18 protein-coding genes are annotated in these 23,554 nt (G+C 62.0%); 13 read left to right on the top strand and 5 right to left on the bottom strand.

Features of this window, described 5'->3' with window-relative positions:
* The first annotated feature begins 38 nt into the window (after positions 1-38).
* On the top strand, positions 39-2,741 hold the full coding sequence (locus V6607_RS06240; protein ID WP_003219334.1) for a [protein-PII] uridylyltransferase: 2,703 nt from the start codon (positions 39-41) through the stop codon (positions 2,739-2,741).
* A gap of 46 nt (positions 2,742-2,787) precedes the next feature.
* Positions 2,788-3,987, top strand: coding sequence for a succinyldiaminopimelate transaminase (gene dapC / locus V6607_RS06235; RefSeq protein WP_134325829.1), 1,200 nt, complete (start codon positions 2,788-2,790; stop codon positions 3,985-3,987).
* 138 nt (positions 3,988-4,125) lie between these two features.
* Here the strand turns inward: dapC and V6607_RS06230 are convergent, their stop codons facing one another.
* Positions 4,126-5,769: a Na+/H+ antiporter gene (locus V6607_RS06230; RefSeq protein ID WP_003219338.1), complete on the bottom strand. Its 1,644-nt coding sequence runs from the start codon at positions 5,767-5,769 to the stop codon at positions 4,126-4,128.
* Between the two features lie 213 nt (positions 5,770-5,982).
* Between V6607_RS06230 and V6607_RS06225 the strand changes: the two genes are divergently transcribed.
* From V6607_RS06225 to V6607_RS06210, 4 genes are all read left to right on the top strand, one after another.
* Positions 5,983-6,345 carry an ArsC family reductase gene (locus V6607_RS06225; RefSeq protein WP_134325828.1) on the top strand — a complete coding sequence of 121 codons (363 nt, stop codon included), beginning with the start codon at positions 5,983-5,985 and terminating at the stop codon, positions 6,343-6,345.
* 33 nt (positions 6,346-6,378) lie between these two features.
* Positions 6,379-7,413 carry a 2,3,4,5-tetrahydropyridine-2,6-dicarboxylate N-succinyltransferase gene (gene dapD / locus V6607_RS06220; RefSeq protein WP_003219342.1) on the top strand — a complete coding sequence of 345 codons (1,035 nt, stop codon included), beginning with the start codon at positions 6,379-6,381 and terminating at the stop codon, positions 7,411-7,413.
* Between the two features lie 69 nt (positions 7,414-7,482).
* Positions 7,483-8,688 (top strand): cysteine desulfurase, encoded by a 1,206-nt coding sequence (locus V6607_RS06215; protein WP_008432246.1) that lies wholly within the window; start codon positions 7,483-7,485, stop codon positions 8,686-8,688.
* On the top strand, positions 8,685-9,098 hold the full coding sequence (locus V6607_RS06210) for a SufE family protein (RefSeq protein ID WP_003219344.1): 414 nt from the start codon (positions 8,685-8,687) through the stop codon (positions 9,096-9,098). Before V6607_RS06215 ends, V6607_RS06210 begins: the two co-directional genes overlap by 4 nt.
* A gap of 117 nt (positions 9,099-9,215) precedes the next feature.
* On the opposite strand, the gene tcdA is transcribed toward V6607_RS06210, so the two are convergent.
* Positions 9,216-10,025 carry a tRNA cyclic N6-threonylcarbamoyladenosine(37) synthase TcdA gene (gene tcdA / locus V6607_RS06205; protein ID WP_003219345.1) on the bottom strand — a complete coding sequence of 270 codons (810 nt, stop codon included), beginning with the start codon at positions 10,023-10,025 and terminating at the stop codon, positions 9,216-9,218.
* A 219-nt stretch (positions 10,026-10,244) separates the two neighbouring features.
* On the opposite strand from tcdA, the gene V6607_RS06200 reads away from it, so the two are divergent.
* From V6607_RS06200 to V6607_RS06185, 4 genes are all read left to right on the top strand, one after another.
* Positions 10,245-12,836: a glycosyltransferase gene (locus V6607_RS06200; RefSeq protein ID WP_003219347.1), complete on the top strand. Its 2,592-nt coding sequence runs from the start codon at positions 10,245-10,247 to the stop codon at positions 12,834-12,836.
* A 237-nt stretch (positions 12,837-13,073) separates the two neighbouring features.
* Positions 13,074-14,225, top strand: coding sequence for a succinyl-diaminopimelate desuccinylase (dapE, locus tag V6607_RS06195; RefSeq protein ID WP_008430488.1), 1,152 nt, complete (start codon positions 13,074-13,076; stop codon positions 14,223-14,225).
* Positions 14,225-15,034, top strand: a complete 810-nt coding sequence (locus V6607_RS06190; protein WP_003219351.1) for a putative RNA methyltransferase — start codon at positions 14,225-14,227, stop codon at positions 15,032-15,034. Before dapE ends, V6607_RS06190 begins: the two co-directional genes overlap by 1 nt.
* A gap of 77 nt (positions 15,035-15,111) precedes the next feature.
* Positions 15,112-15,489 carry a hypothetical protein gene (locus V6607_RS06185; RefSeq protein ID WP_008430491.1) on the top strand — a complete coding sequence of 126 codons (378 nt, stop codon included), beginning with the start codon at positions 15,112-15,114 and terminating at the stop codon, positions 15,487-15,489.
* A 129-nt stretch (positions 15,490-15,618) separates the two neighbouring features.
* Here V6607_RS06185 and V6607_RS06180 read toward each other — a convergent pair whose 3' ends face one another.
* Positions 15,619-15,828, bottom strand: a complete 210-nt coding sequence (locus tag V6607_RS06180) for a cold-shock protein (RefSeq protein WP_003219353.1) — start codon at positions 15,826-15,828, stop codon at positions 15,619-15,621.
* 196 nt (positions 15,829-16,024) lie between these two features.
* On the opposite strand from V6607_RS06180, the gene plsB reads away from it, so the two are divergent.
* The 3 genes from plsB to V6607_RS06165 are packed head-to-tail and all read left to right on the top strand — an operon-like array spanning position 16,025 to position 19,700.
* Positions 16,025-18,529, top strand: a complete 2,505-nt coding sequence (plsB, locus tag V6607_RS06175) for a glycerol-3-phosphate 1-O-acyltransferase PlsB (RefSeq protein ID WP_003219354.1) — start codon at positions 16,025-16,027, stop codon at positions 18,527-18,529.
* Between the two features lie 51 nt (positions 18,530-18,580).
* Positions 18,581-18,982 carry a YbaY family lipoprotein gene (locus V6607_RS06170; RefSeq protein ID WP_003219355.1) on the top strand — a complete coding sequence of 134 codons (402 nt, stop codon included), beginning with the start codon at positions 18,581-18,583 and terminating at the stop codon, positions 18,980-18,982.
* Between the two features lie 28 nt (positions 18,983-19,010).
* Positions 19,011-19,700 (top strand): DUF4197 domain-containing protein, encoded by a 690-nt coding sequence (locus V6607_RS06165; RefSeq protein ID WP_003219356.1) that lies wholly within the window; start codon positions 19,011-19,013, stop codon positions 19,698-19,700.
* 48 nt (positions 19,701-19,748) lie between these two features.
* On the opposite strand, the gene V6607_RS06160 is transcribed toward V6607_RS06165, so the two are convergent.
* Entirely contained in the window at positions 19,749-19,940 is a 192-nt protein-coding gene (locus tag V6607_RS06160; protein WP_008430499.1) for a hypothetical protein, read from the bottom strand.
* A gap of 542 nt (positions 19,941-20,482) precedes the next feature.
* Positions 20,483-23,548: an efflux RND transporter permease subunit gene (locus V6607_RS06155; RefSeq protein ID WP_134325827.1), complete on the bottom strand. Its 3,066-nt coding sequence runs from the start codon at positions 23,546-23,548 to the stop codon at positions 20,483-20,485.
* Positions 23,549-23,554: the final 6 nt, after the last annotated feature.

The following is a 23,554-nucleotide window of genomic DNA, read 5'->3' as shown; positions in this document are numbered from 1 at the left end:
CGACGCTGTGACCCATAGATAGAAAGGAAAACCGATCGATGCCCCAGGTGGATCCCGAACTCTTCGACCGTGGCCAGTTCCAGGCGGAACTGGCACTGAAGGCCAGCCCCATCGCCGCCTTCAAGAAGGCCATTCGTCAGGCCCGCGAGGTGCTCGACGGGCGCTTTCGTACCGGCCGCGATATCCGCCGGCTGATCGAGGACCGCGCCTGGTTCGTCGACAACATCCTGCAAAAGGCCTGGGAACAGTTCAGCTGGAGTGAAGACGCCGATATCGCCCTGGTGGCGGTCGGCGGCTACGGCCGTGGCGAACTGCACCCCTACTCCGACATCGACCTGCTGATCTTGCTGGACAGCGCCGATCACGAGATCTTTCGCGACTCCATCGAGCGTTTTCTGACGCTGTTGTGGGACATCGGCCTGGAAGTCGGCCAAAGCGTACGCTCGGTGGACGAGTGTGCCCAGGAAGCCCGCGCCGACCTGACGGTGATCACCAACCTGATGGAAAGCCGCACCATCGCCGGCCCCGAGCGCCTGCGCCAGCGCATGCTGGAAGTCACCAGCACCGCGCACATGTGGCCGAGCAAGGACTTCTTCCTGGCCAAGCGTGCCGAGCAGAAAGCCCGGCACCACAAGTACAACGACACCGAATACAACCTGGAACCCAACGTCAAAGGCTCCCCGGGCGGGCTGCGGGACATCCAGACGATTTTGTGGGTCGCCCGTCGCCAGTACGGCACCCTGAACCTGCGCGCCCTGGCCGGGGAAGGCTTCCTGGTGGAGAGCGAAAACGCCCTGCTGGCCTCCTCCCAGGAATTCCTCTGGAAAGTGCGCTACGCGCTGCACATGCTGGCCGGGCGCTCCGAAGACCGCCTGCTGTTCGACCACCAGCGCTCCATCGCCACCCTGCTGGGGTTTGAAGGCGAAGACGCGAAGACCAGCATCGAAAGTTTCATGCAGCAGTACTACCGCGTGGTGATGAGCATTGCCCAGCTCAGCGACCTGATCATCCAGCACTTCGAAGAAGTGATCCTGGCCCCGGAAGACGAAGCACCGCCGCAGCCGATCAACGCGCGCTTCCAGCTCCACGATGGCTATATCGAGGCACGCAACGACAACGTGTTCAAACGCACGCCGTTCGCCATGCTGGAAATCTTCGTGTTGATGGCCCAGCAGCCGGAAATCAAGGGCGTACGCGCCGACACCATTCGCCTGCTGCGGGAAAACCGTCACCTGATCGACGACGATTTCCGCCACGACATCCGCAATACCAGCCTGTTTATCGAGCTGTTCAAGTGCAAGATCGGCATCCACCGCAACCTGCGGCGCATGAACCGCTACGGGATCCTGGGGCGCTACCTGCCGGAGTTCGGTTTTATCGTCGGGCAGATGCAGCACGACCTGTTCCACATCTACACGGTGGACGCCCACACCCTGAACCTGATCAAGCACCTGCGTAAGTTGCAGTACACCCAGGTGTCAGAGAAATTCCCGCTGGCCAGCAAGCTCATGGCGCGTCTGCCCAAGCCGGAATTGATCTACCTCGCCGGCCTGTACCACGACATCGGCAAGGGCCGGCATGGTGATCACTCGGAAATTGGCGCAGTGGACGCCGAAGCGTTCTGCCAGCGTCACCAGTTGCCGCTGTGGGACAGCCGCCTGATCGTGTGGCTGGTGCAGAACCACCTGGTGATGTCCACCACCGCCCAGCGCAAGGACTTGTCCGACCCGCAGGTGATCCACGATTTTGCCCAGGCCGTCGGCGATGAAACCCGCCTCGACTACCTGTACGTGCTCACCGTGTCCGACATCAACGCCACCAACCCGACGCTGTGGAACTCCTGGCGCGCCAGCCTGTTGCGCCAGCTCTACACCGAGACCAAGCGCGCGCTGCGTCGCGGCCTCGAGAACCCGGTGGACCGCGAAGAACAGATCCGCCGCACCCAAAGCGCGGCCCTGGATATTCTGGTGCGTGGCGGCAACGACCCGGACGACGTCGAGCAACTCTGGTCGCAACTGGGGGACGACTACTTCCTGCGCCACACCGCTGGCGACGTGGCCTGGCACAGCGACGCGATTCTGCAGCAGCCGGCCGATGGCGGGCCGCTGGTGCTGATCAAGGAAACCACCCAGCGCGAGTTCGAGGGTGGCACCCAGATCTTCATCTACGCACCCGACCAGCACGACTTCTTCGCCGTGACCGTGGCCGCGATGGACCAGCTCAACCTGAACATTCACGACGCCCGGGTCATCACCTCCAGCAGCCAGTTCACCCTCGACACCTACATCGTGCTCGATACGGAAGGCGAGTCCATCGGCGACAACCCGGAGCGGGTGAAAAAGATCCGCAAAGGCCTGACCGACGCGCTGCGCAATCCTGACGACTACCCGACCATCATCCAGCGTCGGGTGCCGCGCCAGCTCAAGCACTTTGCTTTTGCCCCCGAGGTGACCATCCACAACGACGCCCAGCGCCCGGTGACGGTGCTGGAACTCAGCGCGCCGGACCGCCCGGGCCTGCTGGCACGGATCGGCACGATATTCCTGGAGTTCGACCTGTCGTTGCAGAACGCCAAGATTGCGACCCTGGGCGAGCGGGTGGAAGACGTGTTCTTCATCACCGATGCCGACAACCAGCCGCTTTCCGACCCTGAACTGTGCCGACGCTTGCAGGAAGCCATCGTCCAGCAGTTGAGCGTCAATCAGGAGACCGGCGTCGAGATGTCACGCTTGAGCATCTGACCGACCGCCCATTTTCAGCTTCCAATGAATTGAACGAGATTTATCGATGAACAACGCCCTGAACCAGCTGCAGCCCTACCCGTTCGAGAAATTGCGCGTCCTGCTGGGCAGCGTCACGCCGAACCCGGACAAACGCCCCATCGCCCTGTCCATCGGTGAGCCGAAGCACAAATCCCCGCAGTTTGTCGCCGAGGCGCTGGCCAACAACCTGGACCAGATGGCGGTGTACCCCACCACCCTGGGCATTCCCGCCCTGCGCGAAGCCATTGGCGCCTGGTGTGAACGCCGTTTCAGCGTGCCCAAGGGCTGGCTTGACCCGGCACGCAACATCCTGCCGGTGAACGGCACCCGTGAAGCGCTGTTCGCCTTCACCCAGACCGTAGTCAACCGCGGCGACGACGCGCTGGTGGTCAGCCCGAACCCGTTCTACCAGATCTACGAAGGGGCTGCGTTCCTCGCCGGGGCCAAGCCGCATTACCTGCCGTGCCTGGATGAAAACGGCTTCAACCCGGATTTCGACGCCGTATCGCCGGACATCTGGAAACGCTGCCAGATCCTGTTCCTGTGCTCGCCAGGCAACCCCACCGGTGCACTGATTCCCGTCGCCACCCTGAAAAAGCTGATCGCCCTGGCCGACGAATACGACTTCGTGATCGCCGCCGACGAGTGCTACAGCGAGCTGTACTTCGACGAACAAACCCCGCCGCCAGGCCTGCTCAGCGCCTGCGTGGAACTGGGCCGCCAGGACTTCAAGCGTTGCGTGGTGTTCCACAGCCTGTCCAAGCGCTCCAACCTGCCGGGCCTGCGTTCGGGCTTTGTGGCCGGCGATGCCGATATCCTCAAGGGCTTCCTGCTGTACCGCACCTACCACGGTTGCGCGATGCCGGTGCAAACCCAACTGGCGAGCATTGCTGCCTGGCAGGACGAAGCCCACGTGCAGGCCAACCGTGACCTGTACCGGGAAAAGTTCGATGCGGTGCTGGCGATCCTGAAGCCGGTGCTGGACGTGCAAAACCCGGACGGCGGCTTCTACCTGTGGCCGAATGTGAAGGGCGACGATGCGGCGTTCTGCCGGGACTTGTTCGTGGAAGAACACGTGACCGTGGTACCGGGCTCGTACCTGTCGCGGGAAGTGAACGGGGTCAACCCGGGCGCCGGGCGTGTGCGCCTGGCGCTGGTCGCGCCGCTGGCGGAGTGCGTGGAAGCGGCGACGCGGATTCGCGACTTTATTACCCGCAATAAATAACTGCGCTGAATGTGGCGAGGGGGCTTGCTGTGGCGAGGGAGCTTGCTCCCGCTGGAGTGCGCAGCGCTCCCGCTTTTTTGGGGCCGCTACCCAGCCCAGCGGGAGCAAGCTCCCTCGCCACAAGCAAGCACCGCGGTGTTATTTGATATGACCCAGATTCGCCTCGCTCATATCCAGATCCGCCAACACCTCCCGTAGCACATCATCACCAATCTGATGGTGACGGCTCAGGCTATACAGTTCCAGACGCTGCGCCCGCAGGGCCTTGAGCCGCAACTTGCGCTCCAGTTGATCCATCTGCAACGCCAGCGCCTGGGCTTCGGCCGAATCGTTGAACACTTCCAGTTGATGACGATACTCCGACATCAACCGCGCCTTGAGCTCGGTGGCCAAGGCTGCCTGAGCGGCATCCTGGGGTGCAGCTTCAGCGGGTTCTTCGGCTTCCAGGGCATGGATAGCAGCCACGGCGGTCTTCTTCCAGGCCTCGCGCACTTCATTGTGGCGTTTCTCATCCGGGCTCTTCTCGATGCCGCGCAACAGCAGCGGCAAAGCGATGCAGGCCGCGACCAACGACAGCAGGATCACACCGGCGGCGATGAAGATCAGCAGGTCGCGCTCGGGAAAATCCTGCCCCGGCGCAAGCAGTAACGGTACCGACATCACACCCGCCAGGGTCACGGCACCGCGTACGCCACCGACGGTCAGCAACCAGCAGGACCGCGCGGTGGGCACCAGCGTCAGCTCACTTTTCCCACGAATCCGGCGCAATAAACCCGACAGTCGCCAGATGCTTTGCACCCAGATAAACCGCAACACCACCAGCACCAGGAAAATCGCGATCACGTCCAGGCAGCGATACAACAAGGTCGGCCACAGCGTCGGCTCATGGCTGACCACGGCCTTGATGATGTCCGGCAGTTGCAGGCCCAGCAGCAGGAAGATCAAGCCGTTGAACGCAAACTCCAGCAGCGACCAGACGCTGCGATTGAGCAAACGGGTGCTGGTCTGGCGCGGCAGCAGGTCGAGCCAGCTTTGCATCATGCCCGCAGCCACCGCCGACAGGATGCCCGAGGCGCCAAGGCGTTCCGCCAGCACGTAGGCGGCGAATGGCAGCAACAACATGAACACCACGTGCGTCGCCGGGTCGTCCCAGCCCCGGGCGATCATCCAGGCACGCAGGCGGCCGACCAGCCAGCTCAACGCCACACCGACCGCCAGCCCACCCACGGCCACCAGCACAAAGGTGAGGCTCGCATCCGCCAGCGAGAACACGCCGGTCAGCGCCGCCGCCAGGGCGAACTTGAAGGTCACCAGGCCCGAGGCATCATTCATCAACGCCTCGCCCTGGAGCATGTGCATCAGTGGCGTCGGCAACCGATTCTGGGAAATGGCCGACACCGCCACGGCATCCGTCGGCGACAACACGGCCGCCAGGGCGAAGGCCACCGGCAGGGGAATACTCGGCAACAACCAGTGAATGAAGTAACCGGCCCCCACCACCGTAAACAGCACCAACCCCACCGCCAGCGTCAGGATCGGCCCGCGCAGGCGCCACAATTCACGCTTGGGCATGCGCCAGCCATCAGAGAACAGCAGCGGCGGCAGAAACAGGAAAAGAAACAACTCAGGGTCCAGGGCGACATGCAGCCCCAGGGTCGGCCAGGCCAGCAACGCACCGGCGGCGATCTGCACGAGTGGTAACGGCAGTGGGATCACACGCCCGACAAGGCGCGAAACGCTGACCAGCATCAGCAGGATAAGTACGGTGTAGGCGGTTTGCATAACGCGGGATTCCCAGACAATCAACTTGCAACAACACACATCAGGCAACAACTCGCCGTTGAAGTGCCATATTAGCCGCCTATGCTGCGCGATGGCCTTTGCACAAAAGTCGCACACGAGCAAAACGTAAGTGTGACGAGCGGCGCCGAAAGCCGCTGGCCATGGCATAATCCGTGACCTTTAATCTGCGTGAGCCCAAAGGGGGGCAATTCCTTGACCGTTTCAAGCAAAACGTTGCACCTTTTCGGCATCAAAGCCTGCGACACCATGAAAAAGGCGCGCACCTGGCTCGATGAGCACGCTATCCAGTATGAGTTTCATGACTACAAGACGGCCGGTATCGACCGCGAACACTTGACCCAATGGTGCAATGAGCACGGTTGGCAGGTGGTTTTGAACCGTGCGGGCACCACCTTTCGCAAACTCGAAGACGAACGCAAAGCCGATCTCGACCAAGCGAAAGCCATTGAATTGATGCTCGCGCAACCCTCGATGATCAAGCGCCCGGTGCTTGATCTCGGTGACAAAACCCTGATTGGCTTCAAGCCAGATAGCTATTCGGCGGCCCTCAAGTAGGCCAGCCCACTCCATTTTTGTAGAGGTAACAGCATGTCCAATTCCCTGTTCAGCCTGGGCTTCGGCGTCGGCACTCAGAACCGCCAAGGTGCTTGGCTGGAAGTGTTTTACGCACAACCGCTGCTCAATCCATCGGCTGAAATCATCGCGGCCATCGCGCCGATCCTCGGTTACACCGAAGGCAACCAGGCGATCACTTTCACCGTCACCCAGGCCCTGCAACTGGCTGACGCGCTCAAGGGCGTCGACGCTGCCCAAGCCGCCCTGTTGAGCCGCCTGGCTGAAAGCCACACGCCGCTGGTCGCCACCCTGCTGGCCGAAGACGCCGCACTGACCTCCACGCCTGAGGCCTACCTCAAGCTGCACCTGCTGTCCCATCGCCTGGTCAAGCCTCACGGCCTGAGCCTGGCCGGTGTGTTCCCGCAGTTGCCGAACGTGGCCTGGACCAGCCAGGGCGCAATCGACATCAATGAGCTGGCCGAGCGTCAACTGGAAGCGCGCCTGCGTGGCGACCTGCTGGAAGTGTTCTCGGTGGACAAGTTCCCGAAGATGACCGACTACGTGGTGCCGAGCGGCGTGCGTATCGCTGATGCCGCGCGGATCCGCCTGGGCGCCTACGTAGGCGAAGGCACCACCGTGATGCACGAAGGTTTCGTCAACTTCAACGCCGGTACCGAAGGCCCGGGCATGATCGAAGGCCGCGTGTCGGCTGGCGTGTTCGTCGGCAAGGGTTCGGACCTGGGCGGCGGTTGCTCCACCATGGGCACCCTGTCGGGTGGCGGCAACATCGTGATCAAGGTCGGCGAAGGCTGCCTGATCGGCGCCAACGCCGGTATCGGTATCCCGTTGGGCGACCGCAACACCGTGGAGTCGGGCCTGTACGTGACCGCCGGCACCAAGGTTGCGCTGCTGGACGAGCAGAACCAGCTGGTCAAGGTGGTCAAGGCCCGCGAGCTGGCCGGCCAACCGGACCTGCTGTTCCGCCGCAACTCCGAGACCGGTGCCGTGGAGTGCAAAACCCACAAATCGGCCATCGAACTGAACGCAGCGCTGCACGCTCACAACTAAGCAGCGACTCGATGCCACTAACGGCCCGCGCCTGACCGGTGCGGGCCGTTTATACGAGTCTTGATCACCATGCTTGTGCCCTCTCCCTGGCGCGCCGATTTTCCGGCCATCGCCACCCTGCAACGGCAAGACCAGACCTATCTGGACAACGCCGCCACCACGCAAAAACCTCAAGCCCTGCTGGACGCCATCAGCCATTACTACGCCAATGGCGCAGCCAATGTGCACCGTGCCCAGCATTTGCCGGGCGCCCATGCGACCCAGGCTTTCGAGGACAGTCGCAGCAAGGTGGCACAGTGGCTGAACGTCGGTGACGAGGGGCAAATCATCTTCACCCACGGCGCGACATCGGCGCTGAACCTCCTGGCTTATGGCCTTGAGCACCTATTCAACCCGGGCGACGAGATTGTCATCAGCGCCCTGGAGCACCACGCCAACCTGCTGCCGTGGCAGCAACTGGCCAAGCGTCGCGAGCTGGCGCTGGTGGTACTGCCGCTTGACGCTGGCGGCTTGATCGACCTGCAAGCCGCCGCCCAACTGATCGGCCCGCGCACCCGCCTGCTGGCGGTGAGCCAACTGTCCAACGTACTTGGCGCCTGGCAGCCGTTGCCGCAACTGCTGGCGCTGGCCAAGGCCCACGATGCACTGACGGTGGTCGATGGCGCCCAGGGCATCGTGCATGGTCGCCATGATATGCAGGCCCTGGGCTGCGACTTCTACGTGTTTTCCAGCCATAAACTCTATGGGCCGGACGGCGTCGGCGTGCTGTATGGCCGCACCGAAGCCCTGCATCACCTGCGCCACTGGCAGTTTGGGGGCGAGATGGTGCAGCAGGCTGATTATCAAAGCGCCAGTTTCCGCCCGGCGCCCCTCGGTTTCGAAGCCGGGACTCCGCCGATCGCCAGCGTGATCGGCCTGGGGGCAACCCTGGATTACCTGAGTTCCCTGGACCAGCAGGCGGTGACGGCTCACGAAGCCGCCCTGCACGACTACCTGTTGCGTGGCTTGCAAGCGCGCAATGGCGTGCGCTTGCTGGGGTCGCCGCACGTCGCCCTGGCCAGCTTCGTGGTGGAAGGCGTGCACAACGCCGACCTCGCCCACTTGCTGACCGAACAAGGGATTGCGGTGCGCGCCGGCCATCATTGTGCGATGCCGCTGCTCAAGCAGATGGGATTGTCGGGGGCGATTCGGGTGTCATTGGCGCTGTACAACGACTCCGATGACCTGGAGCGCTTTTTTGAAGCGCTGGATCAAGCCCTGGATATGTTGCGATGAGCTTGCCGACTGAGGCCGTTGTCGCGCTGGAAGCGTTCCAGGCAGTCGGCAGTTGGGAGCAACGAGCCCGCCTGCTGATGCAATGGGGCGAGCGGCTGCCCGCCTTGCCGGACGAAGACAAGGTAGACGTCAACCTGGTGCAGGGCTGTGAAAGCCTGGTGTGGCTGGTGGGGCGCTTGCAGGATGGGCATTGGCAGTTTGCCGCCAGCAGCGATGCACGGCTGATACGCGGGCTGGTGGCGTTGTTGCTGGCGCGGGTCAACGGTGTGTCTGCCGCCGAACTGCAAGCCGTCGACTTGCCCGGCTGGTTTGAGCAACTGGGCCTGTCGCGGCAGTTATCGCCGTCGCGCAGCAATGGGTTGAATGCGGTGTTGCAGCGCATGCGGGAGTTGAGCCTTATACAAAACTAAATGTGGGAGCGGGCTTGCTCGCGAAAGCGGTGTATCAGTCGACCTGTCTGGTGACTGACACTCCGCCTTCGCGAGCAAGCCCGCTCCCACATTTTGATCTTCATTCCAGACTGAGATCTAAGGGGCCTTGACCCTGTCAGCAGGCCGGCGCACCCCGGCCACTATCTTGTCCACCGCCTTGGTCGCGGCCACCATGCCGAAGGTCGCAGTCACCATCATCACCGCGCCAAACCCGCCGGCGCAGTCCAGCTTCACGCCATCCCCGACAAAACTCTTCTGCAAACAGATGCTGCCGTCCGGCTTCGGGTAACGCAGCTGTTCGGTGGAGAACACGCAGGGCACGCTGTAATGGCGGGTCACAGTGCGGGAGAAGCCATAATCGCGACGCAACGTGGAGCGCACCTTCGACGCCAGCGGGTCATTGAACGTACGGTTCAAGTCACACACCTGAATCAACGTCGGATCAATCTGCCCGCCCGCGCCGCCGGTGGTGATGATCTGGATCTTGCGCCGCTTGCACCAGGCAATCAGTGCGGCCTTGGCGTTCACACTGTCGATGCAGTCGATCACGCAATCGATATTGGGCGTGATGTACTCGGCCATCGTCTCGCGGGTCACGAAGTCCGCCACCGCGTGCACGGTGCAATCCGGGTTGATGCCTTTCAGGCGCTCGGCCATGACCTCGACCTTGGCCTTGCCCACCGTGCTGTCCAGCGCATGCAGCTGGCGGTTGCTGTTGCTGACGCATACATCATCGAGGTCAAACAGCGAAATCTCGCCCACGCCGCAGCGAGCGATGGCTTCCGCCGCCCACGAACCCACCCCGCCCACGCCGACGATGGCCACATGGGCCGCCTTCAGGCGCTCCAGGCCTTCAATGCCATACAAGCGGGCGACGCCGGCAAACCGTGGATCTTCTGTACTCATGACCATTACCCCAAAAACCGGCGCGCATTATAGGGCTACACAGCGACAAGTTTTAAACTACAAGCTACAAGTAAGAGAACTTACGACGAGTTGCACTGCCCAATGTCCGGTTTTTCCCGGCTTGCTGTACGGTCGGTGAAAGGCCAGTGTAGGATGCGCGCCGTTCGGCGCAGGCCGACACCTCTTTTCGTTCCACACCCTTTGGAACCCGAAATAGCCATGTCATCGCGTAAATTTGGACTCAACCTGGTGGTGGTGCTGGCAATTGCCGCGCTGTTCACCGGCTTCTGGGCGCTGATCAACCGCCCGGTCAATGCCCCTAACTGGCCCGAGCAGATCTCCGGTTTTTCGTACTCGCCGTTCCAGCAAGGCCAGTACCCACAGAAAGACCAGTATCCGACCGACGATCAAATGCGTCAGGACCTTGCGATCATGAGCAAGCTGACGGACAACATCCGTACCTACTCGGTCGACGGCACCCTGGGGGATATCCCCAAGCTGGCGGAAGAATTCGGCCTGCGGGTGACCCTGGGGATCTGGATCAGTCCGGACCTCGAGCGCAACGAGCGCGAGATCCAGCGCGCCATCGAAATCGCCAACAGCTCCCGCAGCGTAGTGCGGGTAGTGGTGGGCAACGAGGCGCTGTTCCGCGAGGAAATCACTCCGGAAGCGCTGATCGTGCTGCTGGATCGGGTACGGGCCGCCGTCAAGGTGCCCGTAACCACCTCCGAGCAATGGCACATCTGGGAACACAACCCGCAACTGGCCAAGCACGTCGACCTGATCGCCGCGCACATCCTGCCGTACTGGGAACATATCCCGGTGGACAAGGCCGGCCAGTTCGTCCTCGATCGCGCACGGGACCTGAAGAAGACCTTCCCGAAAAAGCCGCTGTTGCTGTCGGAGGTTGGCTGGCCGAGCAACGGACGGATGCGTGGCGGTGCTGACGCCTCCCCCGCCGACCAGGCGATTTACCTGCGCACGCTGGTTAACACGCTGAACCGCCAGGGCTACAACTACTTCGTGATCGAAGCGTTTGACCAGCCATGGAAAGCCAGCGACGAAGGCTCTGTAGGCGCCTATTGGGGCGTGTTCAACGCCGCACGCCAGCAGAAATTCAACTTTGATGGCCCGGTGGTCGCGATTCCGCAATGGCGAGTGCTGGCGATCGGCTCGGTGGTGCTTGCGCTGCTGTCCCTGACCCTGCTGATGATCGACGGCTCGGCCCTGCGCCAGCGCGGCCGTACGTTCCTGACCTTTATCGCGTTCCTGTGCGGGTCGGTATTGGTGTGGATCGGTTATGACTACAGCCAGCAATACAGCACCTGGTTCAGCTTGACGGTGGGCTTCCTGCTGGCACTCGGCGCCCTGGGCGTATTTATCGTGTTGCTGACCGAAGCCCATGAGCTGGCCGAAGCAGTCTGGACCCACAAACGCCGGCGTGAATTCCTGCCGGTTGAAGGGGATTCGGACTACCGCCCGAAAGTCTCGATCCACGTGCCGTGCTACAACGAGCCGCCGGAGATGGTCAAACAGACCCTCGACGCCCTGGCCGCCCTCGATTATCCGGACTACGAAGTCCTGATCATCGACAACAACACCAAGGACCCGGCCGTGTGGGAGCCGGTGCGCGACTACTGCGAAACCCTCGGCCCGCGCTTCAAGTTCTTCCACGTCTCGCCCCTGGCCGGTTTCAAGGGCGGCGCACTGAACTACCTGATCCCGCACACCGCCAAGGATGCCGAAGTGATCGCGGTGATCGACTCCGATTACTGCGTGTCGCCAAACTGGCTCAAGCACATGGTGCCGCACTTCGCCGACCCGAAAATCGCCGTGGTGCAGTCGCCACAGGATTATCGTGACCAGAACGAAAGCACCTTCAAGAAGCTCTGCTACGCGGAATACAAAGGCTTCTTCCATATCGGCATGGTCACCCGCAACGACCGTGACGCGATCATCCAGCACGGCACCATGACCATGACCCGCCGCTCGGTGCTGGAAGAGCTGGGCTGGGCCGACTGGTGCATCTGTGAGGATGCCGAGCTGGGCCTGCGGGTCTTCGAGAAGGGCCTGTCGGCGGCGTACTACCACGACAGCTACGGCAAGGGCCTGATGCCCGATACCTTTATCGACTTCAAGAAACAGCGTTTCCGCTGGGCCTACGGTGCGATCCAGATCATCAAGCGTCACACTGCGAGCCTCTTGCGCGGCAAGGACACCGAGCTGACCCGTGGCCAGCGCTACCACTTCCTCGCGGGGTGGTTGCCGTGGGTGGCCGACGGCATGAACATCTTCTTCACCGTGGGCGCCTTGTTGTGGTCGGCGGCGATGATTATCGTGCCGACGCGGGTTGACCCGCCGCTGCTGATTTTCGCGATCCCGCCACTGGCGTTGTTCGTGTTCAAGGTCGGCAAGATCATCTTCCTCTACCGTCGTGCGGTGGGTGTGAACCTGAAAGATGCGTTCTGCGCGGCACTGGCCGGGCTGGCGTTGTCGCACACCATCGCCAAGGCGGTGCTGTACGGGTTCTTCACCACCAGCATTCCGTTCTTCCGTACACCGAAGAACGCCGATAACCACGGTTTCTGGGTGGCGATCTCCGAAGCCCGGGAAGAGATGTTCATCATGCTGCTGTTGTGGGGTGCGGCACTGGGGATTTACCTGGTGCAGGGCCTGCCGAGCAATGACATGCGCTTCTGGGTGGTGATGTTGCTGGTGCAGTCGCTGCCGTATGTGGCGGCGCTGATCATGGCGTTCCTGTCGTCGCTGCCGAAACCGGCACCGAAGCAAGAGCCTGTGGCCGCTGCTTAAAATCCTGCGCAATGCACTAAACGGCGGCCTCTGGCCGCCGTTTTGCTATAAGATAACGGCCATTTTGTGAGACTTGGCCCAGGCCATTGCTTTGTGTGGGAGCGGGCTTGCTCGCGAATGCGCCGGGTCAGTTCATACATTGTTGACTGACACTCCGTATTCGCAAGCAAGCCCGCTCCCACACAAGCCCCCCTCCCACATAAGCCTTGCGCCCTGACATGCTTCTGGAGTTTTTACATGACGGCCCACGCCGACCTTTCGCCGACCCTCCAACTCGCTATCGACCTGATCCGCCGCCCGTCGGTGACGCCGGTCGACGCCGATTGCCAGAAGCTGATGATGCAGCGCCTGGGCGACGCCGGTTTTGCGCTTGAGCCGATGCGCATCGAGGATGTGGATAACTTCTGGGCCACCCACGGCAAACACGAAGGCCCGGTATTGTGCTTCGCCGGCCACACCGACGTGGTGCCGACCGGCCCGGTCAAGGCCTGGCAGAACGACCCGTTCGACGCGCTGATCGATGAAAACGGCATGCTCTGCGGCCGTGGCGCAGCCGACATGAAAGGCAGCCTGGCGGCGATGCTGGTCGCTTCCGAGCGATTTGTGACCGACTACCCGGACCACAAGGGTTCGGTCGCATTCCTGATCACGAGTGACGAAGAAGGCCCGGCGCACCACGGCACCAAGGCCGTGATCGAACGCCTGGCAGCCCGCAAGGAGCGCCTGGACTGGTGCATCGTCGGCGAACCGTCGAGCACCACCCTGGTGGGCGACGTGGTCAAGAACGGCCGTCGCGGCTCCCTCGGCGCCACCCTGACCGTGCGCGGCGTGCAAGGCCATGTGGCCTACCCGCACCTGGCGAAGAACCCGATCCACCTGGCGGCTCCGGCCCTGGCCGAACTGGCCGCCGAGCACTGGGACGATGGCAACACCTTCTTCCCGCCTACCAGCTTCCAGATTTCCAACCTCAACTCCGGCACCGGCGCCACCAACGTGATCCCGGGCGACCTGACGGCGGTGTTCAACTTCCGCTTCTCCACCGAGTCCACCGTCGAAGGCCTGCAGCAGCGGGTCGCGGCGATTCTCGACAAGCATGGCCTGGACTGGCATGTGGAGTGGGCGCTGTCGGGCCTGCCGTTCCTCACCGAACCGGGCGCGTTGCTCGATGCGGTCTCCGCCAGCATCAAGGCCGTCACCGGTCGCGAGACCCAGGCGTCCACCAGCGGCGGCACCTCCGATGGGCGCTTCATCGCGACCCTCGGCACTCAGGTGGTGGAGCTGGGTCCGGTCAACGCGACGATCCATCAGGTCAACGAGCGCATCCTCGCCAGCGACCTCGATGTGCTGACCGAAATCTACTACCAGACCCTGATCAAGTTGCTCGCCTGATGCTCGCTTGCCCCATTTGCAGCGCACCGCTCCATGAAGTGGACAACGGCGTAGCCTGCCCGGCCGGGCACCGTTTCGACCGGGCGCGCCAGGGTTACCTGAACCTGTTGCCGGTGCAGCACAAGAACAGCCGTGACCCAGGCGACAACCTGGCGATGGTGGAAGCGCGCCGCGACTTCCTCAACGCCGGGCATTACGCCCCGGTGGCCAGGCGCCTGGCCGAACTGGCCGCTGAACGCAAACCCCAGCGCTGGCTGGATATCGGCTGTGGCGAGGGTTACTACACCGCACAGATCGCCGACGCCCTGCTGCGCGCCGATGGTTATGCCCTGGATATTTCCAGGGAAGCGGTCAAGCGCGCCTGCAAGCGCAACCCCACGGTGACCTGGTTGATCGCCAGCATGGCCCGGGTGCCGTTGGCCGATGCCAGTTGCCAGTTCCTGGCCAGCGTGTTCAGCCCACTGGACTGGCTGGAGGCCAAGCGCCTGCTCAGCCCGGGCGGTGGCTTGATGAAAGTCGGCCCCACCAGCGGCCACCTGATGGAACTGCGTGAGCGTTTGTACGACGAAGTGCGCGAGTACACCGACGACAAGCACCTGGCGCTGGTGCCGCAGGGCATGAGCCTGCAACACAGCGAAACCCTGGAGTTCAAGCTCAGCCTGGCCGATCCCAAGGATCGCGCCAACCTGCTGGCGATGACGCCCCACGGCTGGCGCGCGAGTGCCGAACGCCGGGCCCGGGTGATCGAAGCCGCCGAACCGCTGCTGGTCACTGTGTCGATGCGCTACGACTATTTCGTGCTTCAATAACCCATTATTTTTGTGGGCCTCGGGGCCCACACCGAATCCGCGAATGGATTTTCAAAATCCCGCAACGAGGAACATCCATGCGCCAACCTGATATCGAGATTTACCTCAAGGACGCCGACGTCGACCACAAGGCCATCGCCGCCTGGTTGGGCGCCGCCCTGGGCCCGTGCACCGACTGGGTCCAGCGCGGCCAGACCTACAAGTGCAAAGCCGGCAGCGTACCGGTCACCTGGCTGCCGAAAGCCGTAGGCAAATGGAACAGCCTGTACCTGGAAAGCGACCAGACCCCGTGGGAAGACGACATCGCCTGCGCCCGCGCAGCCTTTGCCGCGCTGAACGTCGAAGTGCGTTGCGCGCCGGGCAGCTGGGTAGAGGAAGAAGGTGAAGAAAGCGCGGATACCTGGATTCGTATCAGCGCAGACGGTGAAGAGCAGATCACCTGGAAAACAACCTGAGGGATCGTTCCCACGCTCTGCGTGGGAATGCAACCTGTGACGCTCCGCGTCACGATTAAAAGCAGACGCGGAGCGTCCAAAGAAGCATTCCCACGCAGAGCGTGGGAACGATCAACGATCACGCCAAGGTTACAGGCCCACCACATCCTCAGCCTGCAAGCCCTTCTCGCCCGTCACCACGGCGTATTCCACCTGCTGGCCTTCGGCCAATGAACGATGCCCTTCACCGCGAATGGCGCGGTAGTGCACAAACACATCCTTGCCATCTTCCCGCTGGATAAAGCCATAGCCCTTGGCGTCGTTGAACCACTTCACATTGCCGGTTTCGCGCGTTGCCATCTGTTTTGCTCCCACATGCTTTTTATAAGTACGTTTATTGTTGAGTCGTCGCAGTTGAACTGCCGAGTATAAGACAGGCTCAAAAAGCTTCAACTCAAGATTACTTCGCCGCTTTTTTGCCGATTTTCGGCTAATACTGCACACTAGCGCCCCGAGCACCTGCCCGGTTTTTTTCCCCACTCAAAGCAGAAGCCGTATGACCCGTTCTCCCTTTCGCCGTCTGGTATTTGGCACCTTGCGCCGGCTGTTGTACCTCTGGGTTCGCTCAGAGACGATCAACCAGTCGTCCCTTACCTTGAACCTCGACCGCAGTCGTCCGGTGTTTTACGTCCTGCAATCTCCATCCCTCACCGAATTGGCGGTGGTTGATACCGAATGTACCAAGGCCGGCCTGCCGCGCCCGGTGCTGCCGGTGTCGGTCGGCCCGCTGATGGAGCCGGCAGCCTTCTTCTACCTGACGCCCGACCCCGACTGGCTGGGGCGCCAGGACAAGCGTGGCGCCCCACCCACCCTGACCCGCCTGGTGGATGTGCTCACCGAACACGCCGAAGAGAATGCACAGATCATTCCAGTCAGCGTGTTCTGGGGCCAGTCGCCCGACAGCGAGTCCAGCCCCTGGAAACTGCTGTTCGCCGACAGCTGGGCCGTCACCGGCCGCCTGCGCCGGCTGCTGAGCATCCTGATCCTGGGCCGCAAGACCCGGGTGCAATTCTCCGCGCCCATCAACCTGCGTGAGTTGATCGAGCACAATAAAGGCCACGAACGCACCGTGCGCATGGCCCAGCGCATCCTGCGGGTGCACTTTCGCAACCTGAAAACCGCAGTGATCGGCCCCGACCTGTCCCACCGGCGCAACCTGGTGAAGGGCCTGGTGAACATGCCACTGGTACGCCAGGCGATCCTCGACGAGGCCGAACGCGAGAAAATCACCCCCGAGAAAGCCAAGGCCCAGGCCCTGCGCTATGGCAACGAGATCGCCTCGGACTACACCTACACCGCCATCCGTTTCCTCGAAGTGGTGCTGAGCTGGTTCTGGAACAAGATCTACGACGGCATCAAGGTCAACAACATCGAAGGTGTGCAAAAGGTCGCCCAGGGCTACGAGGTGATCTATGTACCGTGCCATCGCAGCCATATCGACTACCTGCTGCTCTCCTATCTCCTGTTCAAGAATGGCTTGACCCCGCCGCACATCGCCGCCGGGATCAACCTGAACATGCCGGTGATCGGCAGCCTGTTGCGCCGTGGCGGGGCGTTTTTCATGCGCCGTACTTTCAAGGGCAACCCGCTGTACACCTCGGTGTTCAACGAATACCTGCACACCTTGTTCACCAAGGGTTTCCCGGTGGAATACTTCGTCGAAGGCGGACGCTCGCGCACCGGGCGCATGCTGCAACCGAAGACCGGGATGCTGGCGATCACCCTGCGCAGCTTCCTGCGTTCCTCGCGCATGCCCATCGTGTTCGTGCCGGTGTACATCGGCTATGAGCGGGTGCTGGAAGGCCGCACTTACCTGGGCGAACTGCGCGGTGCGAGCAAGAAGAAAGAGTCGATATTCGATATTTTCAAAGTGGTCGGCGCCCTCAAGCAGCGCTTTGGCCAGGTCGCCGTGAACTTCGGCGAACCGATCAAGCTGGCTGAATTCCTCGACAGCGAGCAGCCCGACTGGCGCTCCCAGGAGCTGGGCCCGAACTACAAGCCGGCGTGGCTCAACGAAACCACCAACCGCCTCGGCGAACGGGTGGCGCAACACTTGAACGAAGCGGCGGCGATCAATCCGGTGAACCTGGTGGCCCTCGCGCTGCTGTCCACCACCCGCCTGGCGCTGGACGAACAGGCGATGGCGCGCCAGCTGGATCTGTACCTGGCACTGCTGCGCAAGGTGCCCTACTCGCCCCACACCACCCTGCCGGAAGGCGACGGCCTGGCGCTGATCAAGCACGTCAAGGACATGCACCTGCTGTCGGAACAGAGCGATGCACTGGGCAAGATCCTCTACCTGGACGAGCAGAACGCCGTCCTGATGACCTACTACCGCAACAACGTGCTACACATCTTCGCCCTGCCGGCGCTGCTGGCGAGTTTCTTCCAGAGCAGCTCGCGGATGAGCCGCGAACAGATCCTGCGCTATACCCGTGCGCTCTACCCGTACCTGCAATCGGAGCTGTTTATCCGCTGGTCCCTGGACGAACTGGATGCTGTGGTCGACCAGTGGCTGGACGCCTTCGTCGAACAAGGCCTGCTGCGTTTTGAAAACGACGTGTACCTGCGCCCGGCGCCGAGCTCACGGCAGTTTGTGCTGTTGACCCTGCTGTCCAAGAGCATCGCCCAGACCCTGCAACGCTTCTACATGGCGATCTCGCTGCTGCTCAACAGCGGCCAGAACAGCATCAGCGCCGAAGAGCTGGAAGACCTGTGCACGGTCATGGCCCAGCGCCTGTCGATCCTGCACGGCCTGAATGCCCCGGAGTTCTTCGACAAGAGCCTTTTCCGACATTTTATCCAGACCCTGCTGGAGCAAGATGTGCTGCGTCGCGACGAGGCCGGCAAACTGAGCTATCACCCGCTGCTGGGTGAGCTGGCCGAAGGTGCAGCCAAACGCGTATTGCCCGCGGAGATTCGCCTGTCGATTCGCCAGGTCGCACTGCATCGCAGCGAAGAGGCGCCAGACCAGCCTGTGGTACCCGAAGAAACACACTAGAGTGACCGAGGCGCCAGGGTGTTTCTGGCGCCGTTGACAAGGAGCTGCACCATGAAAAAAATCATCCTCCTGGGCCTGACCGCCCTGCTGGGAGCCTGCCAGACCATGAGCCCCGCGCCCAAAGCCAGCCTCGATGGCGAAGTCTTCTATTTGCAACGCATCGCCCTCCCGCCCGCCGCCACCTTGAGTGTGACCCTGCAGGATGTGTCCTTGATGGACGCCCCGGCCGTGACCCTGGCCGAGCAGAAAGGCCCGGTGAAAGGCCAGGTGCCACTGCCCTTTCATCTGAGCTACGACCCGACCCAGGTCAAGCCTGGCCACAGTTACTCGGTGAGCGCTCGCATCGAACTGGAGGGCAAGCTACTGTTTATCACCACCGAACGGCACTCCGTGCAGTTGAACGGCCAGGACCCACAACCGCTGCGCCTGCGCGTGGATGCGGTTGCACACTGATTAAAATATCGAACATAAGGAAGCGCCCATGCTCCGTAACTCCCTTCGCCTCACTGCCCTGTGCGCCGGCTTGCTGCTCGGTGCCAACGCCATGGCCTTGTCCCTCGGCAGCCTGTCCCAGGGCGACGCCACCGGCGGCCTCAAGGATGCACTGACCCAAGGCGCACAGATTGCCGTGAAACAACTGGGTGTGCCCGGTGGTTTCAGCAACAACCCCGAAGTGAAGATCGGCCTGCCGGGCAAGTTGGGCAAAGTCGCTGACAAGTTGAAAATGTTCGGCATGGGTGACCAGGTCACGCAACTTGAAACCAGCATGAACAAGGCGGCCGAGTCTGCTGTCACCCAGGCCCAGCCGATCCTGGTAAACGCGGTGAAAAACATGAGCGTGACCGATGCCAAGGGCATCCTCACCGGCGGCCAGGACTCGGCCACCCAGTACCTGAACAAAAGCAGCCGTGACGAGATCCGGGCCAAGTTCCTGCCGATCGTCAAGGCCGCTACCGACAAGGTCGGCGTGGCCCAGCAGTACAACGCGCTCGCCGGCAAGGCCGCCACCTTTGGCGCCATTGATGCCAAGAGCGCCAATGTCGAAAGCTACGTGACCGAACAGGCGCTGGACGGGCTGTTCAAGATGATCGCCCAGCAGGAAGAAACCATTCGCAAGAACCCGGCGGCGGCTGCCACCAGCTTGGCCAAGAAGGTGTTCGGGGCGCTGTAGACCATACCCGGCAACTAAAAACGCCCTGAACTATTCAGGGCGTTTTTTTTAATAGCGGCACTTGCAAGGCAAATCACTACCCACGGCATTGCTGTTGCTGCTGTTGGTGGTGTTGTTTTCGGTTTTGATATTAATGTTGATCTCGGGCTGGCCATTGCCATTGGACCGACCGAAATTCGGCCCTATTCCAAATACAGCCCCCAACAGGTGCAGTGGTGAAACCAGTACTGGAAAAATCATACACACTCCTCGATATTTAGGGTCAAAAGCCCCCTCTGAGTGGCAAGGCAGCCCGAGTGGTTCCCGGGCTGCCTCGAGTCAGCGGCTATCGATGGATCGGAAAGAGTGCCGATGACCTCTGGTAGGGTTGGTGGGCCTCATGCACCGGCGCCTGGTGATACGGCTTGGGCCGCGCAGGCAGGACAGGCCCCGTTGGTCGGGAGTGATGGCCGTGGTTGAAACCGGGCCGTCCATGGCCGGGCTTGTGCGGTCGCGCCGTATCAGCTTCTTTATTGGAACCAGGCAACAGATTGCCCAGCAGTGACCCCAGGAAAGCACCTTTGAAAGCTGCCAGGGCAGACAAAATAAACATATGACACTCCATGAACTCATTGTTGTTCATCGGGACCGCAGGCTTGCGGCCCCGACAACGACGTCTGTCAATCAGACAATTCTGAGTGGAGCACCACGGGCAAACGTTCCGTCGCCCAGGGTCGCAGTTTGCGTCTATGTGTGAATGACCAGAGGCATTTCCTTACAGGACACCCCTGCCACTCGCAGCCTTACACCGCCTCCTTGCGGACCCGAAACCACGCCGCATACAGCGCGGGCAGGAACAACAGCGTCAATGCCGTCGCAACAATCAAGCCGCCCATGATCGCCACGGCCATCGGCCCGAAGAACACGCTGCGGGACAGCGGGATCATCGCCAGTACGGCCGCCAGCGCCGTCAGCACAATCGGCCGGAAGCGCCGCACGGTCGCCTCGATAATCGCCTGCCAGGGAGCCAGGCCGGCCTTGATGTCCTGCTCGATCTGGTCCACCAGAATCACCGAGTTACGCATGATCATTCCCGACAGCGCGATGGTCCCCAGCATCGCCACGAACCCAAAGGGCTGGCGGAACACCAGCAGGAACAGTGTCACCCCGATCAGGCCCAAGGGCGCCGTGAGAAACACCATCGCGGTGCGGGAGAAGCTGCGCAATTGCAGCATCAGCAAGGTCAGCACCACCACGATAAACAGCGGCACACCGGCCTTGACCGAGTTCTGCCCACGGGCGGAATCCTCGACCGTGCCGCCAACTTCCAGCAGGTAGCCGTCCGGCAGTTCAGCGCGCACGCCTTCGAGGGTCGGCAGGATCTGCTGCACCAGGGTGGCCGGTTGTTCCTTGCCGTAGATATCGGCGCGAACGGTCACGGTCGGCAGGCGATTACGGTGCCAGATGATGCCTTCCTCAAAGCCGTATTCCAGGGTCGCGATCTGCGACAGCGCCACGCTCTTGCCGTTGTCGGTCGGCACCGCCAGGCTTGGCAGCAGCGACAGCTCGGTGCGCTCATGCACCGTGCCGCGCAGCAGGATTTCGATCAACTCGTTGTCCTCGCGGTACTGGCTGACGCTGGAGCCCGTGAGGGAACTCTGGAGGAATTTCGACAGGTTGGCGGTGCTCACGCCGAGGGCACGGGCGCGGTCCTGGTCAACGTTGAGGTAGACGATCTTGCTCGGTTCTTCCCAGTCCAGGTGCACGTTGACCACGTGGGTATTTTCGCGAACCTTGGCCGCCACTTTCCGCGCCAGGGCCCGGACTTCTTCGATGTGCTCGCCCGTTACCCGGAACTGCACGGGGTAGCCAACCGGCGGGCCGTTTTCAAGCCGCGTAACCCGCGAACGCAGGTCCGGGAATTGTTCGTTGAGGGTTTCGATCAGCCAGGTGCGCAAGCTTTCGCGCTCCTCGATGGTCTTGGCCAACACCACAAACTGGGCAAAGCTGGCGGCCGGCAGTTGCTGGTCCAGCGGCAGGTAGAAACGTGGCGAACCGGTACCGACGTAGGCCACATAATTTTCAATACCTGCATGTTCCTTGAGCAAGGCTTCAAGGCGTTTGACCTGGTCAGCCGTATTGCTCAGGGACGCGCCTTCAGCCAGTTTCAGGTCGACCATCAGTTCCAGTCGCCCGGAAGCCGGGAAGAACTGCTGGGGCACAAAGCGGAACAGCGCCACCGAGCCGATAAACAGCAGCAAGGTCAGGACGATCACCGTCTTGCGCCGACGCACGCACCATTCCACCAGGCGTCTTACGCGCTGATAGAAGGGTGTGCCGTAGGGATCCGGCCCGTCGGTGCCATGCTTGGCCGCATGAATCTTCGCCAGGTCCGGCAGGAGTTTTTCCCCCAGGTACGGCACGAACATCACGGCGGCGACCCACGAGGCCAGCAGCGCAATGGTCACCACCTGGAAGATCGAGCGGGTGTATTCACCGGTGCTCGATTGCGCCGTGGCAATCGGCAGGAAACCCGCGGCCGTGATCAGGGTGCCGGTGAGCATCGGGAAGGCTGTGCTGGTCCAGGCGAAACTGGCGGCCTTGAGCCGGTCGTACCCTTGCTCCATTTTGATCGCCATCATTTCCACGGCGATGATCGCATCGTCCACCAGCAAGCCCAGCGCCAGCACCAGCGCGCCGAGGGAGATTTTGTGCAGGCCGATGCCGAGGTAATACATGGTGGCAAACGTCATGGCCAACACCAGCGGAATCGCCAGGGCGACCACCATGCCGGTGCGCACGCCCAGGGAGAAAAAGCTCACCAGCAACACAATCGCCAGGGCTTCGGCGAGCACCTGGACGAATTCGCCGACACTGGTTTTTACCGCTGCCGGCTGGTCCGACACCTTGCGCAGTTCCATACCGGCAGGAAGGTTCTTCTGCAGGCGTGCGAATTCGCCTTCCAGGGCCTTGCCCAGCACCAGGATGTCGCCACCATCACGCATGGCCACGGCCAGCCCGATGGCGTCGGCGCCCATGTAGCGCATGCGCGGTGCCGGTGGATCGTTGAAGCCACGATGAATCTCGGCCACGTCACCGATACGGAACGTACGATCACCGACGCGGATCGGGAAGTCGCGAATCTCCTTAACGGTCTTGAAGTTGCCGGACACCCTTAACTGCACGCGCTCGCTCGGGGTTTCAAAGAAGCCGGCGGTGGACACCGCGTTCTGTTCCTGCAACGCCTGCTGCACGGCCGCCAGCGGCAGGCCGAGGGTGGCGAGCTTGAGGTTGGACAGCTCGATCCAGATCTTCTCGTCCTGCAAGCCCAGCAGTTCGACCTTGCCGACATCCGGCACCCGTTGCAGCTGAATCTGGATGCGGTCGGCGTAGTCCTTGAGCACGGCGTAGTCAAAGCCATCGCCGGTCAGGGCGTAGATATTGCCGAAGGTGGTGCCGAATTCATCGTTGAAAAACGGGCCCTGGATATCCGGTGGCAGGGTCTGGCGAATATCGCTGATTTTCTTGCGCACCTGGTACCAGAGGTCCGGGATCTCTGCGGAGTGCATCGAGTCCCGGGCCATGAAGGTGACCTGGGATTCACCGGGCCGCGAGAAGGAGACGATGCGCTCGTAGTCGCCGGTCTCCATCAATTTCTTTTCAATACGCTCGGTGACCTGGCGCGACACTTCCTGGGCCGTAGCGCCTGGCCAGTTGGTCTTGATCACCATGGCCTTGAAGGTAAACGGCGGGTCTTCGCTTTGTCCCAGCTTGGTGTAGGACAAGGTGCCGACCACTGCCAGCAGGATCATCAGGAACAGTACGATCTGGCGATTACGCAACGCCCATTCGGAAAGATTGAAACCCATCGGGGA

The organism is Pseudomonas sp. KK18, from assembly GCF_037094675.1.
GTDB lineage: Bacteria > Pseudomonadota > Gammaproteobacteria > Pseudomonadales > Pseudomonadaceae > Aquipseudomonas.
This window is presented reverse-complemented; position numbering and strand designations above follow the sequence as displayed.